12 protein-coding genes and 1 pseudogene are annotated in these 15,280 nt (G+C 52.8%); 8 read left to right on the top strand and 5 right to left on the bottom strand.

Translation table 11 applies throughout. The features are described from left to right. Positions 1-7: 7 nt before the first annotated feature. The 7 genes and pseudogenes from DW937_RS13460 (at position 8) to DW937_RS13430 (ending at position 5,783) form a co-directional block, all read left to right on the top strand. Positions 8-559, top strand: a complete 552-nt coding sequence (locus DW937_RS13460) for a DUF4304 domain-containing protein (protein WP_006059611.1) — start codon at positions 8-10, stop codon at positions 557-559. Positions 560-585: 26 nt separating this feature from the next. Further along, positions 586-1,122, top strand: a complete 537-nt coding sequence (locus DW937_RS13455; protein ID WP_006059612.1) for a hypothetical protein — start codon at positions 586-588, stop codon at positions 1,120-1,122. An 11-nt stretch (positions 1,123-1,133) separates the two neighbouring features. Next, positions 1,134-1,493 carry a hypothetical protein gene (locus DW937_RS13450; protein ID WP_006059613.1) on the top strand — a complete coding sequence of 120 codons (360 nt, stop codon included), beginning with the start codon at positions 1,134-1,136 and terminating at the stop codon, positions 1,491-1,493. A gap of 15 nt (positions 1,494-1,508) precedes the next feature. Continuing rightward, a complete protein-coding gene (locus DW937_RS13445) occupies positions 1,509-2,153 on the top strand; it encodes a DUF3885 domain-containing protein (protein WP_008723402.1) in 645 nt (214 codons plus the stop codon). A 27-nt stretch (positions 2,154-2,180) separates the two neighbouring features. Continuing rightward, positions 2,181-2,960, top strand: a complete 780-nt coding sequence (locus tag DW937_RS13440; protein WP_006059615.1) for a hypothetical protein — start codon at positions 2,181-2,183, stop codon at positions 2,958-2,960. 26 nt (positions 2,961-2,986) lie between these two features. Continuing rightward, positions 2,987-3,202 (top strand): annotated as a pseudogene (locus tag DW937_RS13435) (spondin); the annotation flags it as partial. A gap of 688 nt (positions 3,203-3,890) precedes the next feature. Further along, on the top strand, positions 3,891-5,783 hold the full coding sequence (locus DW937_RS13430; protein ID WP_207666658.1) for a hypothetical protein: 1,893 nt from the start codon (positions 3,891-3,893) through the stop codon (positions 5,781-5,783). A gap of 63 nt (positions 5,784-5,846) precedes the next feature. Here the strand turns inward: DW937_RS13430 and DW937_RS13425 are convergent, their stop codons facing one another. From DW937_RS13425 to DW937_RS15260, 5 genes are all read right to left on the bottom strand, one after another. Next, positions 5,847-7,229, bottom strand: coding sequence for a relaxase/mobilization nuclease domain-containing protein (locus DW937_RS13425; protein WP_117948552.1), 1,383 nt, complete (start codon positions 7,227-7,229; stop codon positions 5,847-5,849). Between the two features lie 55 nt (positions 7,230-7,284). Further along, the gene (locus DW937_RS13420; RefSeq protein ID WP_117476781.1) at positions 7,285-7,563 is read right to left on the bottom strand and encodes a hypothetical protein; all 279 of its coding nucleotides are present in this window, start codon (positions 7,561-7,563) and stop codon (positions 7,285-7,287) included. A 108-nt stretch (positions 7,564-7,671) separates the two neighbouring features. Next, positions 7,672-8,004 (bottom strand): plasmid mobilization relaxosome protein MobC, encoded by a 333-nt coding sequence (mobC, locus tag DW937_RS13415; RefSeq protein WP_117476767.1) that lies wholly within the window; start codon positions 8,002-8,004, stop codon positions 7,672-7,674. Continuing rightward, on the bottom strand, positions 8,001-13,844 hold the full coding sequence (locus DW937_RS13410) for an SNF2-related protein (RefSeq protein ID WP_347561913.1): 5,844 nt from the start codon (positions 13,842-13,844) through the stop codon (positions 8,001-8,003). Before DW937_RS13410 ends, mobC begins: the two co-directional genes overlap by 4 nt. Positions 13,845-14,005: 161 nt before the next feature. Beyond that, entirely contained in the window at positions 14,006-14,362 is a 357-nt protein-coding gene (locus DW937_RS15260) for a TnpV protein (RefSeq protein ID WP_112146273.1), read from the bottom strand. On the opposite strand from DW937_RS15260, the gene DW937_RS15255 reads away from it, so the two are divergent. After that, the gene (locus DW937_RS15255) at positions 14,361-15,206 is read left to right on the top strand and encodes a hypothetical protein (protein WP_227613515.1); all 846 of its coding nucleotides are present in this window, start codon (positions 14,361-14,363) and stop codon (positions 15,204-15,206) included. The two genes, DW937_RS15260 and DW937_RS15255, sit on opposite strands and share 2 nt — an antisense overlap. Positions 15,207-15,280 lie beyond the last annotated feature (74 nt).

Here is a 15,280-nt window from a genome sequence, read left to right as displayed (position 1 = left end):
TGGCAACATGGAGAAGAAGGATTTTCCCAAGGGAACCAAGCCCCGTGAGATCTTCGTCTATACCTGTGAGCGGATCGCGGAGCCTTTGAACCCGCTGGGCTACAAATACCGCAAGAGCAAAAATGACATCTACAAAAAAGACGGCATCTTTGTGTTCTCCTTTTACTTTTCCCCCTCCATCCGCTTTGGCTCCACCACTTTTACTGCCTTCTTCGATGTGAGTTCCCCGGTGATTGCCCAGTGGCGCAGTGAGCAGGAAGGGACGGAGGAAACCTATGATGGTATCGTGGGTACCTCCATCGCCCGGCTGACCCACCGGTATGATGACTTCCCCCGCTATGAGGTATCTACTCTGCTGGAGCGGGAACGCTCTATCCAGGAAATTTCCGGGCAGATCCAGGACTATGCACTACCATTCTTTGCCCGGTTTTCCAATCTGCCCAAGCTGCTGGACGATGTGGAACAGGAGGGGTTCTTCCCCCATCGGAAGGGGTTCGATGTCCCTAAGCGGAATCGGGAGTTCATCGAATGCTTCCGGGAGTATCTCCAAAAGCAGTAGGAATCAGCAGAAAGGAAACAACACCTATGTCAAACAGTAGAGTATCCACTTGGAGTGGAATCCGGAACAAATTGGAGAATGACTACCTGTGCCCGGCACTCCGGGGCCACATCCAGTATTTTGCCACCAGTTACAGCAAAAGCGCCGACCATGAGGGCCGGGCCGCCATTCGTGTGGACGGCGTGGAAGTGCTGCGGAGCAACTACTACACCTATTTTGAAAATGTGTGGACGAAATTTCATCACTTGCGCTCCACCACGCTGAAAGATCACGACTCCGCAAAAGAGGCCATCAATCAGGCTCATGCCTATGCGCTGGAGCAGGGCACCTTTGACCAAAAGGTGTTCTATGAGGCGTTTGGGATCTTTGACAACCAGAGCATCGAGAAAAGCCTTGTCAGCGAGAATCCCCTTGTCCGTATCTTTGCCCTTCTGGATCGCAGGCTTGGCAAGCGCCGCCTGCTGGCTTTGGAGGACTCCATGGAGCAGGAACTGGACTGGGTGCGGGCTTTCTATGTGATCCGGTTGCAGGCCGAAGGGCTGATGGAAGCGAATAACATTTAGGAGGAACCACCATGTCACAGATCGCGTCCTTTTATCTGATAAAAAATAACCAGCGGCAGGAGTTGTCCGACGGTGACTGCTCCGGCGCGGTCTATATGGCCATCTGGGACTGGTGTGAGAGCGAACTGGATCTGGATGTCCGTTTTCCTGCTCCCCAGACGGAAGACACCCTGGACTGCGCTCTGCTGGAGGGAGAGCTGGCGTCTCAACTGCTGGCAGCTCTGCGGGAGCAGGATCTCCCGGAGCTGGCCGCTGAAATTGCCCCGGACTGGGATCTGCCCACCGAGGCGGTGCAAAGCGGGCTTAATACGCTGCGCTCCCATCTGGAACTGGTGCAGGGCGATGCTGCTCTGCTGTATGAAATGACATGAGAACGGAGGGATACCATGCTGGCAAAGCGGTTTGAACACATTTTACATGATCTGGGCATGGCTGGGCTGGAACACCCTCTGTTCTACCATGCACCGGTGGGCATTCGTTTTAAGATCGGCGGGGAGGAACCAATCTATCTGGATAGGCGTGCGGCGAAGCTGAAAACCAACCCCGCTTATGTTCAGGGGGCGCTGGACCGAGCCGCCGCGATCTATCGGGCACTTCCGGCGGTGCCGGACCTTCTGCGGATCGACGGGTATCCCGATGAAGAACCCGCCGAGTCCCTGCTGACCGTTATCCGGCAGCGAGTGGGCCTCCCAGTTCCCGATGAACAACTTTCGGCCACAGAGCAGGATGAAGATGGGGATACCCATGCACAAGTGCAGTTTTACTGGGATCTCAGCAAGATCAGCTTTCAACCAGAGCTGCTTCTTCGGGAAATCATTCTGGGGGACATCGGCGGCTGGAACGGCTTTGTGTCCAGCGTCTATCTGGCTGGGCCGGGGCCGTTCCTCTACCATTTGTACGATGACCGTGGGCTGGATGTGCTGGGCGGCTCACAGAAGCTGCTATTGCCTCTCTATCATCAATTTCATGACTGGATTTTGGAATACGATCTGGAGAAGATTGACCAGATGTTCGCTCCAGCAAAAGAATGACTGCATAACAGAAAAGGAGACATTGCTATGGGACTTGATATTTACGCCGGGCCGCTGACCCGGTACTATTCTCACAACTGGAAAACTGTTGTTCAGCAGTGGGCGGAGGAAAACGGATACACCTTTAACCGGATCACCCCGGATGGAGAACCCGCCGACAACGAGGAGGAGCTGTCCCCGGCTGAGATCCAGGCGGCAGTGGAGGACTGGCGGGATCAGATCTTAGCCGCCATTTCCCAGCCGAACCAGCCGCACTACACTCCATGGCCGGAGGACAACGAGCGGCCCTATTACACCGATAAGCCGGATTGGGATGCCTTTGGCGCTATGCTGCTGGTGGCCGCCTGTCATACATACGAGGAACCGGTGCCTCTCACCGTGGAGAAGGACTGGGACTTCGGGGAGCATCCCCTGATTGCCCGCCTTGCATCGGACGAGGAGCGGGTGTGGTCCCTGCTTCGGGGCGCGACTTGGTGGCTTCCCCTCACCGACAGCTTTCTATTCCAAGGCCCTCTGCCCACCGATGATCAGACGATGATCGCCACCTTGGGCGGACTGCGGAAGGAGCTGGAAAAGCTGAACCAGCTGGCATGGCAGGCCGATGAGGACACTATCCTTGGTTGGGCAGACACGGAGGGATACCCGGTAGACGGAACCGTAGACTCAGATGGACAGTACAGCAAGGCAGACATCCCGGAACACACCCAGTATGACACCCAATCCTTGGCCAAGTTTGCCTTCTCCGTGTTCTGGCGGGCCATGCGGTTTGCCGAGGAGCAGCAGGTGCCTATCCTGCTTGACTATTAAAGAGAATTCGTCAGGGGGTGGAGACCGTGGAACAAAAACGGCCGGCAGATATAATTCAGGAACTTCTGGACTACCTGTGGAACGGCCTGGGCCTGGAGGAAAAGGGCTGGAAGCGTCTGAAAAAGGGCGACTTCAAAAAGAAAATGAAAAACGGGCTGACCTATCAGATCTGGTTTGACCGGAGCCGCTACAACTACATAGACTACGAAATCGGCCATGGGAATGTGGAGGTGGGCTTCACAGGCATTGACGATGATATTCACGTCGGAGCGGTTCATCAGGTCTTTCAGGATGCCAAACTGCTTTTTGGTACCAGCAGACACCAGATTTTCATTATCTATCTTTTTGTATTAAGGTCTACAGCAATCTAATCCCACGTTAAAACGAGAAAATGCTTAATTGTTCTCCTCAAAGTTCTCTACCTGTTCCATGACCTTTTTGAGAACTTCGGGGCTGTACTGCGGGGGATATCACGCTTTTCAAAGAACGAGCCGGAGTTGCGCGCAGCGCGCAGATAATCCCGGCAGTTAAACAAAATCTAATCAAGGTTGAGAGCTTTTTCTTCAGCCTTCGTCTTTGCCATGGCGTTTTTCTCCAATCTGAAAATTACAAATTGCGGACAAAAAGGACGCATTGTTGTGGCAAGCAGTGCAAGCTGGTACCAACTTGCAATTTTTGAATCCGATTTCTAAAAATCAAATTCAAAATGCTTGTTGGGCTGTGCCCAAACCCCTTGTGTTCTGCATCCAGTGGATGCAGGCTGCACATTTTTGAAAAATGCTTTTTAATCTGAGTGCCGATGCCTGTGGTATCGGCACTTTTTGCACAGATGGATTCCCGGAAGCAGAAAATAGTGCTATGCAGCACATCCGGGATTGTGCTATACTTGATTTACATAAACTTGTTTGTCCTAAAAAGTTGGAGGTGTTCATGGCAACACGAACCATTTGTTTTCCCATATCCGGCTATCCCTATTGCAGAGAACAGCCGGTGACATTCACATGGATAAAAGGCAGCAAGCGGCAGAATATCCGTGCCGTCCATGATGCCGTCCATACAACAGACCCTGATGTTTCGATTCTGGAAGTCAGCTCTGCATCCGTTCAGCCGGAGGGTGAAGCTGTTTCTTCTCTGCGGCTTTTGCTGCATCTGGATTCTGTTGCGCAGGATGTACCCATCAGCACGGTTTTTGAAGCCACCAAAGTGTTTGAACATGGTGGGCCATTCGCTGACCTTCTGACCTGTGAGCCACCCAAAGTCCATAAGGACACTCGGCTGCGAACCAGTGGAGAGCTGCTACGTTACTCTCTGGAAGGAAACGAGTATCCGACAGAGCCGTACATGGATTCGTTCTTTGAGTGGCTCTACTGCCGTGCGTTGAAGCAGTTCCCGGAAAAGGCGGAGCCGCTGAGCAGATATAATGCTTTTTCTGATATTGCTGCCGCAGCGGATTCTAAAAAGTATTATGGCGATTCCTCACGGGCGGCTGCGATTTATGTGGGACTTGCAGCGGCAGGAAAACTTTCGTGCATCGATTCCTATGAATTATTTATTGCTGAGGTCTATACGGAGCCGAAACCTTTGCCCAAGTCTGGAAAATCTGAGGCTGCTTCAAAAATGACACCCGAAGTTTCTGCACCAGCAAAGGAGACTCCGGCAGACGAATTGCCGCAGCCCGATAACGCAAATGCGGAAGTGATTCCGGACACTGCGCAGATGGAGCATATCCTTGAGCTGCCCAAAGCGACCTGTCTGCTTCTCTCTTTGGCAAAAAATGCTGGCCTTTCTGCAAATAGTTCCAGTGAGCTGACATATAAGGGAAAGGAATTCCTTCTTGACGCTTATCAGATAGCGCTGAAAAATAAAACGCTCCAAATCAATATCCAAAAGAACAAAATCACATTTCCGATGGAGGAACCGGACAGCGGATTTCATGCAGTTGGTGTGTTGACCCGTTCGCCTGCTTGGGAATACGGATGGAAGTTTAACTATCTGACTGAGAATACATCCGGTGCAGAAAAGTCCGAAGTTAAAGAAAAAATCCCTCCGAAGCCTTTGACCGCATTGGAGCATCTGGAACGCTGTGGGTATAGAATCGTTCAGCAGGTCGTACCGAAAAAACTTCCGCCGATTGCCATTCAGCGGATGGCATGGAAAACAGGCGAAGCTCTTTGCGACCCGGTAGTGGTGGATTTCTTGCAGTTTATTCGGACACATATGCAGAGTGACGGCTCTTTTTCGTTTCGTATCCCAAAGGGTACTTCCAAGAATTCGTTTGCCACACTTTCGGAAATCGCTCAGACGTGGGATAAAATGGGACTTTTTGCATCCATTGTGATCTATCCGCAGAATATCGTCTATGAGCTTGCGCAAAATGAGACTGTCCGGCATTTCCTGAGCGGGAAGTGGCTGGAACTTTTTGTGGAGCATCAGGTTCAGCAGATTTTGAATCGCTATCAGGAGGAGCAGGGCGCAGAAGTTTCGCTTTGCTCCAATGTGATTCTTTCAGAAGCGGCATCCGCAGGGAGCACGCATGAACTGGATGTTGCGTTTTCCATCAACGGAAAATTCTTCTGGGTGGAAGCCAAATCGTCCAGCCGAAGCATTGATTATGGAAAATATGCTGCTCTGTGCGAAAAGCTGAAAGTAACCTCCGACCGACTGCTTTTGGTCAACAGCGATTTGTCCGTTGAGGAGTGTGAAGGCGTTTCTTACTTCTGGAATTATCGTGTTGCAAATTGTGCAACGATTACGGGGGAATTGGAAAATATGGTTGCCAAACAAATTGAAACTGCCGGAAAAGCCGTTCCAAGTACAGACTGAGCAATAAGCAAAAAAGACCCTGAGAACCCTGCCGGATAAGCGGCAAAGTTCTCAGGGACTGTTTTATCGGATCTGCTCGACTTGCTTGGAGTCCTTTTCCTCCGCAAAGAACAGTTCCACATTCTTCTGTGCTTTTACGATTTCCTGCATCTCATCCCGTGTCTTTCGGTACTCTGGGTAGAGTGCTTTTTTCTTGGTGAGCAAAGCCGAATACTCTGCATTCAGGTCTTTCACTTTGGGCAGCTTTTTCAGGCCGGATTCATTGAAAGCGGCTTTCGCCGTCTTATGCAGCGTGACTTCTTCCCGGTGCGCTTCCAAAAATTTGGAGCTGTACCCGGATTTGCGGTAGGCATCGTACACTGGTCGGGTCTTGGCGTAGTTGACGATGTGCGCACGGAGGACGGCGATTTCTGCCATACGCTTCTCGGCGGCCTTGATGGAATCGCCCAGTTTGTGATAGCGAGAAAGTGCAGCATCAGCACGCTCTTTCAGGTCATCCGCACTGCCGATTTTCTGCTCCTGCAAAAAAATCAGCGTTTTGGACATCTCTTTCAAGTTGTACTTCTTCGCCCAGCGTTCGTAGCCGCCACCTTTGCCCTCGGCAAGTTTTGCTTGAATGTCAACCAGCAACTGGAACGGCTGCTCTTTGGGAGGTTGCTTCTGATGTGGGCGGTGTTCGGCTTTTCCGGCAATGACTGCTTTGATTTCATCCTCGCTGTACCCGGCACCCAGTGTCTTTAACCGGATAAAGCGTTTCTGCCGTGCGCCTTTAACGGAAGTGTATTTGCCGCGTTTGATTTCATAGCCCTGCTGTTCCAGCTTTTGCAGAAAATCTTCGTAGTCGGTGGGCTTCTGCTGCAAAATCTCGTCGATTACACTGCACAGCCGGTCGCGGTTGCTCTCCTTTGGTGGGTAAGTGATGCGCTTCTGCCGTTCCCGGTAAGGCTTCTTTTCAATGACTGACAGCTGATGCTCCAGACAAATCAGGTCGCTCAACCGCTGCACTGCCAGACCGGAAAAGAAAAAATCCCGAAATTTTCTTGTGCCGTCCAGAGTGGTCGAGTTATAGATAATGTGATTGTGAATGTGTTCCCGATCGGTATGCGTTGCAACGATAAAAGCGTGTTTGCCTTTCAGAAACCGGGAGGCCAACTCATAACCGATGCGGTTTGCTTCTTCAGCCGTAATTTCACCAGGTCGGAAAGATTGCCGTATCTGATAGGCGATAATGTTACTTTTTTGGCTGCGCCCGGTAGCCTGCTCGTACAGCTTTTTTGTGAGCATGAACTCCTCGTCCACAGTAAGCGGGCTGCATTGATAGCTGCTGACAAGTTCGCCTTTTTCAGTCTTGTCAGGATTCTGTGCATAGTTGGTGCGGTCTTTCAGGCAGGCGGCAATAGATTTTCCTTTGTGCTGATGCAGTGCGATCAGACGAGTAGCAGCCAGAGCAGATCACCTCCTAAATGAAAAAGCCGCCCGAAGGCGGCAAGAAGATTCAAAATCAAATCAGGTCCCGAAGCCAACCGCTGAATTTCTCAACGCCCTCCACCATTGCAGTTGCGCCGACAAAAAGGACAAAGCAGAAAAATTCAGCAACCAGCAGAATCAAAAACTGATTCCAAGTCTGGCGATAGACGGTATAGATGCCGCAGCCGAAGATATACAGCATCAATGGTGCAACAATATAGCTGGACAAGGTAAGCAGCCACTTTGCCATCAGAGCCAGAAAAGCTACAAACAGAGAGATCGGGGCAAGCACCATCTTGAACAGAATCCTCATATCAAACACCAACCTTTCCTTTCGCCCCTATTATAAAGGTATCGGCCCCTGCCTTGCAAGGATGTCAACCGTTATGTAAGCCCGCAGCCTCCCACTGCGGGAAAATGTTTAGAGCTCAGCCAGCCGGGAAAGAATCTGCCTGCCAATGTCGATTAGCTCATCCAACCGTTGCCGCAAGTCTTCCATGTCGGCGGCGTAGACCCGACCATTTTCATTGGCGGCTTTAGCGTACTGGTTCAGGTTGTTGCTGCACATCTGGAGCAGATATGCCATGCGGCGCAGTTCTTTGAGGTCAAGATGCAGGCAATATCCGTCCAGCGCCATCTTGCGCAGATAGGAGCCGATGCTCAGAATGCCGCTGGATTCCATTTTGTACCGAATCCGTTCCAACTCTGGCTTGCTGACCCGGAAATGGAGCTGCTGGTCGCGACGGTTGCTCACCGGGCATCACCGTCCTTATCCAAGTAAGATTTGAATGGTCGGACAGGCTCCACTTTATCAGCCTTTTCTTCCAGAGCTGCCAGCACAGAGGGGCGGGCATCCGGCTTTTCTTCCGCTTCGGGTTCTGTCCGGCTGGACTGATGCTCCATGTTCAACAGCGCATCCAATTCTGCAAGGCGGGCAGACTTTTCGGCCAGTTCCTCCTCCTGTGCAAAGGGCTTTGCCACTTCGACCTCTGCGGCCTGCTTCTGCTGTTCAAGGTTTTGCAGAGCATTTTCGGCATCTGCAATACGGTCAGCGAAATTGTCGATGGCATTGTCCAGACGGACGATGTTGCCGCGAGGGTCATCGCCCAGCGGTACCGGATAACTCAGTTCGCCGCGGAGAACGATTTGATGCTCATTCTTGAAACTGTCAAAGCGAATATTCAGCTCAAAGCCGCGATAGGTGCCCAGCAGCATCATATCCGCATTCGGCATCTCCTTGCAGGCGAGCATCAGCCGCTCACCAGCGGCTTTTTTCTCATCGAACACCATGCCCTTGATCGTCATGCCGCAGAAGTTCTCCTTATCCTGCGGGTGTGCGTCTGCGATTTGGGCATCGTTTTTCAGAGCCGCAATACGGTTCTTCGCTTTCTGAATTTCCTCCGGGTAATGCTTGAGCAGCTTATCTTCCAGACGATATTTCTGGTTCTGGTAATCCGAGCGCAGCACCTTGAGCTTTGCTACCTGCACATCCAGATCCATCTTTTCCCGGATGCGCGGGTCGCCTGCGCATAGGGCCTTGACCTCGGCATACGAAAGAGCCTGCTCATCCACATCATCACAGGAGCGCATCGGAGATTTGCTCGTCATGATCTGCGAAATAAACTTCTGCTTGTTTTCCAGCGTTTGCCAGAGGTAGGCGTCGAATGTCCCCTCCGTGACGTAATTATAGACGTAAACTTGTTTGTTTTTGTTGCCCTGACGGATGATTCGGCCGTTGCGTTGGGTCATATCGGACGGTCGCCAGCCTACATCCAGATGATGCACGGCCACCAGCAGGGTCTGGACATTGGTGCCTGCGCCCATCTTTGCAGTGCTGCCCAGCAGGACACGCACCTTGCCGCTGCGGACTTTGGAGAACAAATCCGCTTTCTTACCTTCAGTATCAGCGTTGTGGATGAACTCGACCTCCGATTCCGGCACCCCGGCGGCAAGCAGCTTTGTGCGAATATCATCGTAGACATTGAACGAGCCGTCTCCCTTGGGCGTGGACATATCGCAGAAAATCAGCTGCGTCAGATTATCCTCTTTGGTTTCGTTCCAGATACGCAGAACATTGTCGACGCAGGCATTCAGCTTGCTGTCCGGGTCATCCGGGGTGAGCGGATTCATCAGCCGCTGGTCAAGGCCGATTTTACGTCCGTCCGAGGTGATCTTCAGCATATTGTCCACCGAGGGGTCAACCGCACCGCTATGCACCTCAGCAGCACGTTCGCTCAGGGATTTCACCATGTCCTGCTGGATTTCCGAGGGTTTGACCACGACAGTTTCAAACTTGGCTTCCGGAACAGGCAGATGCAACTGGTCGGAAGTCTTGATGTCCGCTGCCTCCTTGAACATATTCATCAGCTCCGGCAGGTTAAAGAACTTGGCAAAACGTGTGCGCGCACGGTAGCCGGTTCCTTCCGGCGCAAGCTCAATGGCCGTGGTGGTCTCGCCAAACGTAGAAGCCCATGCATCAAAGTGGGTCAGTTGTTTCTGCTGGAGAGTGCTGTACTGCAAATAGCGCATCAGGGTGTACATTTCCGTCATGGAGTTGCTGATGGGCGTTCCCGTTGCGAAAATCACGCCGCGCCCGCCAGTCACTTCATCCAGATAACGACACTTGCCGAACATATCGCTGGACTTCTGTGCTTCGGAGGTAGAAAGGCCAGCAACATTGCGCATCTTGGTGTAAAGATATAGGTTCTTGTAGTTCTGGCTCTCGTCCACAAATAACCTATCTACGCCTAATTGTTCAAATGTGACCACATCATCCTTGCGGTCGGTGGACTGTAGCTTTTTCAGTTTCACCTCCAGTGTTTTCCGTGTCTTTTCCATCTGTTTCACGGTAAAATGCTCACCGGACTGTTCTTTGGCCTCTGCAATGGCATTTTCGATTTCCTCGATCTGATCTTCGATGATCCGTGCCTGCCGTTCCGCAGAAAGAGGGATTTTCTCAAACTGCGAGTGGCCGATAATGACGGCATCGTAGTCGCCGGTTGCGATGCGGGCGCAAAAACGCTTTCGATTGGCGGGTTCAAAGTCTTTCTTGCTGGTAACGAGCAGCTTTGCATTGGGGTATAGCCGCAGGAACTCGCTGGCCCACTGCTCGGTCAGATGGTTGGGTACCACGAACAGGCTTTTCTGACACAGGCCCAAACGCTTAGATTCCATTGCCGAAGCTGCCATCTCAAAACTTTTGCCGGCACCCACCTCGTGGGCGAGCAGGGTGTTCCCACCATAAAGCACATGAGCAACTGCATTGCGCTGATGTTCCCGCAGATTGATCTCCGGGTTCATACCGACAAAATGGATATGGCTTCCGTCATACTCGCGGGGCCGGGTACTATTGAACAATTCGTTATACTGCTTCACCAGCAGATTCCGCCGCTGCGGGTCTTGCCAAACCCAGCCTGCAAAGGTATCCTTGATGGCCTGCTGCTTCTGCTGGGCAAGCATCGTCTCCTTTTGGTTCAGGACACGCCGCTCTTTACCGTCCTCCTCAATGGTATCATAAATGCGGCAGTCCCGCAAATTCAAGGTGTCCTCCAAAATCTTGTAGGCGTTGGCCCGGTGGGTGCCGTAGGTTTCGGTGGACATGATATCATACATTCCGGCGGCAGATTTGTTGCCGATGCGCCATTCGGACGTAAATGGAGAGTAGCGGACTTGGATCAGGTTGTTATAGCGGATGCGGTAGGGCGGCTGAAAAGTCTCCATCATAAACTGCTGCACAATGGCGGGATTCAGCCATGTGGCACCCAGTCGGATGTCGATTTCTGATGCTTCAAGGTCCTTCGGCTGCGCTTTGGTCAAAGCCTCCACATTGATCTTGAACTCCGGGTGGCTTTCAGCGGCAAGCTGAGCCATGCGCAGTTTATTCCGCACATTGCCGGAAAGATACTCGTCCGCAGGTTGCCAGCCGGCTTCCGGGTCGTCTACATCGGCGGCAGGATCTTTGAAAATCACACCGGACAGTTCAGTGGTGATGCGCTCGTAGTTGCCGGGAGTACCCAGCAGGTCGGCCATGTAGGGCAGGTCAACCTTGCCATGCTCGCCAATGGACACCGCCAGTGCTTCGCTGGGGGTATCCACGCTGGTGACAACACGCTCTGGCCGAATCGTCCGCTTGGTGAACATATCTGCCTTGGACTTGAGATTTTTATTCTCGTCCAGATTCTCCAGTGAGCAGAGCAGATAGTAGGAACTGTCATCATCGAACAGGCGTGCGTTTTTCTTGTCGTTAATCAGGCCGTATTTTGCGGTAAAGGCATCATAGGCGGCATTCAACTTGGCCTGCGATGCCTTAATGTCCTCGTCCGGGAAGTCATTCAACTGCTGCTGAATCAGTTCGTTGACGATCTGCCGCAACTCCACCATACCAGCTACACGGCCTTTGGCGTTGTCGGACAGTTCGATCTGCGTCATGATAGAGTTCTCTCGGTAGTAGATCTCGCCATCAACAACCGTATAGCTAAAATTCTTCACAGTCGGGTCTGCAGGCAGCGTTTTGCGCTGTGCTTCCGCATCTGCGACGTCCGGGGCAGCAATCTCCACCGCAGTGTAATTGCCCTCAATATGCTGTACCGCTTCTGCAAGCTGGTCTGCCAGCACTGCACCCTCAATGGGTGCAACGGTCAGGTCGTGACCGTACTGGGTGCTTTCCAGTTCCAAATTTCCCAACACCATTTCCGGGTGGTCTACGAAATACTGGTTGATGGCAAAGCCGTCCTCGGTCTTGCCAAGCTGTACCCAGTCCGGCTCATGGTCGATGGGGCGGTCACGCTTCTGCAAAAAGATAATGTCGCTGACAACATCTGTGCCAGCGTTGGCACGGAACGCATTATTCGGCAGACGGATGGCACCCAGCAGATCGGCACGCTCTGCCATGTGCTTGCGGGCAGTGCTGTCCTTGCTGTCCATGGTGTAGCGGCTGGTGACGAACGCCACCACGCCGCCCGGACGCACTTGGTCGATGGCCTTGGCGAAAAAGTAGTTGTGGATGCTGAATCCCAACTTGTTGTACGCCTTGTCGTTGACCTTGTAGTTGCCGAAGGGCACGTTGCCCACCGCCAGATCGTAGAAATCACGGCGGTCTGTGGTCTCAAAGCCCGCCACGGTAATGTCGGCCTGCGGGTACAGCTTTTTGGCGATGCGCCCGGTGATGGAATCCAGCTCTACGCCGTACAGACGGCTGTCCTGCATGGTGTCCGGCAGCATACCGAAGAAGTTGCCCACGCCCATACTAGGTTCCAGAATGTTACCGCTGCGGAAACCCATGCGCTCCACCGCATCGTAGATACCACGGATCACGGTGGGGCTGGTGTAGTGGGCGTTCAGGGTGCTGGAACGGGCAGCAACGTACTCGTCCTCGGAGAGCAGCCCCTTCAATTCCGCATATTCTTTTGCCCAACTGTCTTTGCCGGGGTCAAAGGCATCCGACAAGCCGCCCCAGCCCACATACTGGGAAAGCACCTGCTGTTCCTCGGCGGTGGCACCCCGGTGCTCCTGTTCCAGCTTGAACAGGGTGCGGATGGCTTCAATGTTCCGGGCATACTTCTGCTTTGCGCCGCCCTCGCCCAGATGGTCGTCCGTGATGCGGAAGTTCCCGGCAGGCTCCGGCGCAGGAGTGAGATTGACCGTCAGGTTGTGCAGATGGATGTTGCCCGGCTGGCGCAGCAGCCGTTCCAGATTTTCCTTGCTTTCCGAGCGGGCAACCGGATAGACCTCATCCGGGTCACGAAGCTGGATGTTCAGAGTTCCGACAGTTTCGACCGTAAAATCCTTACCGTCCAGACGGATTGTATCGCCCACACGGTAATCACGCTCTTTTGGGAGAGCGAGAACAGGTTCATTTTCCGCCAAAAACTTTGCCTTTTCCACTGCAAGCCAATCGGCGGCGGTTCGTTCATCCGTCTCTTTTTTCAAAGCGGTGCAATAGGATTCGGCCTGCTCCTTGTCTGGAAATTGCGCCATTCCGTTATCGTTTGCATAGTAGCCCTCATTGAGATCATCCCAGATAGCAAAAAGCTGGGACGTACCTCCGACCACTTCGCGGACAGAAAAACGCTCATATTCCGGCACCTCGGATTCCTTGTAGATGGTTTCTGCCTGCTCCAGCATTTCATCCACACGCTGGCTAGGTTCATTCTGCCGCAGACCGTCCTCGAATTGTCGTTTGTTGATAACTTCGTTATCCCACGACTGTCCGTGTGCGCTGGTGTCGATGCGAACATCCGTTTCGCCGATATAGCCAATGGTGCCCTCGATGGTTCCAGTGGGCAAATCAACCATTACATCGTCACCGACTTTGTAGCCGTTTTCTTCCTGTACAGTGGTACGCTGCTCTTTTTCCTCATCGGTCAGGTAGCGGTCGGATTGGATCATCAGGTCGATATACTTTTCCACCTGCGCCCATTTCAGGGTGATTTTCTGGTGGTCGGGGTAATGGTCAAATTCCAATCCCTTCCAGTCGTGATTCACAAAGCCCCGGCTTCCGTCCAGAAAATCGTGGGAATGCCCACCGATGCCGTACTCCTTTGCCAACGCCTTGGCACGGAGTTTTCGGTCAGGCTGGGTCTGGTACAGTGCCATAATGCGTTGCTTGCCACCTGCAAACCCAGAACCATGCTTACGCAGTTCGTTCTCGATTTCAGCCTGCGACAAAACAAAAGCGGAGGACGATTTCTCGCTCTCCGCTCGGTTGATGTTCTTAATCTGTTCTGCTTCGGTAGGGATGGCGGCATCCAGAAAACTTAGCTGTAAATCAGCTCCGTCAGAATGATTTCCTCGGTTTGCGCCCGCAGGCTGTTCATGTGCCTCACCCAGCTCATCTGGTTCTTCTCCTTGTCCGGGGCTGGGTTCTGCTTCAGCAGTTCGGTCATCATCTGCTGCATCCGGCTCTCTGCCGTCTGCTCCAGCTCCATCAGATGCGGGTATAGCGTTCCGTTCAGGAGCATCGAGTTGTACAGCACCGGGTGATGCTGCTTCAGATAGTTCCGGCGCATCCTGCCGTACTTGCCCAACGGAATCTTCGGCTGGCTGAGGGTCAGGTTCGGGAGCTGGTAATCCCCGATGGTCGAGTAGGTCACGTTCCTGTTCTTCATATTCATGCTGGCTCCTTTCTACATTGCGGCGACGGATGGTGGTTTTGACGGTACGCTCGATATTCCGCAGCACATCACGGCTGCACTCGCTGACCGCCGTACCCAGTGCATAGACAGCATCCGGGGTCGAAAAATCGTAAATTGCCTGAAAATCGTCCCGGTCAAAATAACCCTCTGGTTCAAAACCGCACCGTTCCAAAATGGTGTACATGATGCTGATTGCGGCGGCACTCTTGAACTGGAGTTCCTGTCCGGCATCATCATAATCCATCAGGAACGACCCGTCAACGATGGCGAGGATGTCTGTGCTGTTGTTGTCCCAGTAGGATTCTGCCAGCTTTCCGGCAATGTCCGCAATCTGCTGGCTGAGCCGTTCATGGTGAATGCCGTATTCCTGCGCCAGCATTTCCGATACCGGCTGGAACAGGTCATCGTTGAGCTGCCACACCTCCGGGTCACGGGAATTGCGGCGCACTCCGGTGTCCGACACATCAAACACATAGTGCAGACGCGGGTATCCGCTGGATTCGTCCAACAGGGCGATGCCCTTGGAGCCACGCCGGACATACCGGTTCATGCGGTTGTTCCAGATGTCGTAATCGGCGCAGGCTGTGGCATCGGGTCGCTGGGCGTAGATCATAAGCTGGTCCGCAAAGGGGTACTTGTACAGCCGGGATGCGGTGGTCAGGTAGTCTGTCCAGCTTTCCCAGTACCGGGTCAAGCCGTTGGCTGTGCGCTGGGCAAGGGCGAGATATTCTTCGGTTTTGCTTGGCATTTTGGCCTCCTTCCGTTTTTGAGCATAAAAATAGCGGGCAACCGTTTTGGAGCTGCCCGCTGGAAAGTGTATTGAGATAAGATTATTTGCTATTGTCCTTTATGTACTTCATAACGCAGCACCCCATCACGATGACAGGAAGCACTGTT

This window comes from Faecalibacterium sp. AM43-5AT, assembly GCF_003603345.1.
GTDB classification, from domain to species: Bacteria; Bacillota; Clostridia; order Oscillospirales; family Ruminococcaceae; genus Faecalibacterium; species Faecalibacterium taiwanense.
This window is presented reverse-complemented; position numbering and strand designations above follow the sequence as displayed.

Bases quoted from the DNA above. Each gene is read 5' to 3' on its own strand.
- DW937_RS13460 (WP_006059611.1), top strand. From the start codon at position 8: ATGGAGAAGAAGGATTTTCCCAAGGGAACCAAGCCCCGTGAGATCTTC.
- DW937_RS13440 (WP_006059615.1), top strand. From the start codon at position 2,181: ATGGGACTTGATATTTACGCCGGGCCGCTGACCCGGTACTATTCTCAC.
- DW937_RS15255 (WP_227613515.1), top strand. From the start codon at position 14,361: ATGCTGGCTCCTTTCTACATTGCGGCGACGGATGGTGGTTTTGACGGT.
- DW937_RS13455 (WP_006059612.1), top strand. From the start codon at position 586: ATGTCAAACAGTAGAGTATCCACTTGGAGTGGAATCCGGAACAAATTG.
- DW937_RS13430 (WP_207666658.1), top strand. From the start codon at position 3,891: ATGGCAACACGAACCATTTGTTTTCCCATATCCGGCTATCCCTATTGC.
- DW937_RS13450 (WP_006059613.1), top strand. From the start codon at position 1,134: ATGTCACAGATCGCGTCCTTTTATCTGATAAAAAATAACCAGCGGCAG.
- DW937_RS13410 (WP_347561913.1), bottom strand. From the start codon at position 13,844: ATGGCACTGTACCAGACCCAGCCTGACCGAAAACTCCGTGCCAAGGCG.
- DW937_RS15260 (WP_112146273.1), bottom strand. From the start codon at position 14,362: ATGAATATGAAGAACAGGAACGTGACCTACTCGACCATCGGGGATTAC.
- DW937_RS13445 (WP_008723402.1), top strand. From the start codon at position 1,509: ATGCTGGCAAAGCGGTTTGAACACATTTTACATGATCTGGGCATGGCT.
- DW937_RS13420 (WP_117476781.1), bottom strand. From the start codon at position 7,563: ATGAGGATTCTGTTCAAGATGGTGCTTGCCCCGATCTCTCTGTTTGTA.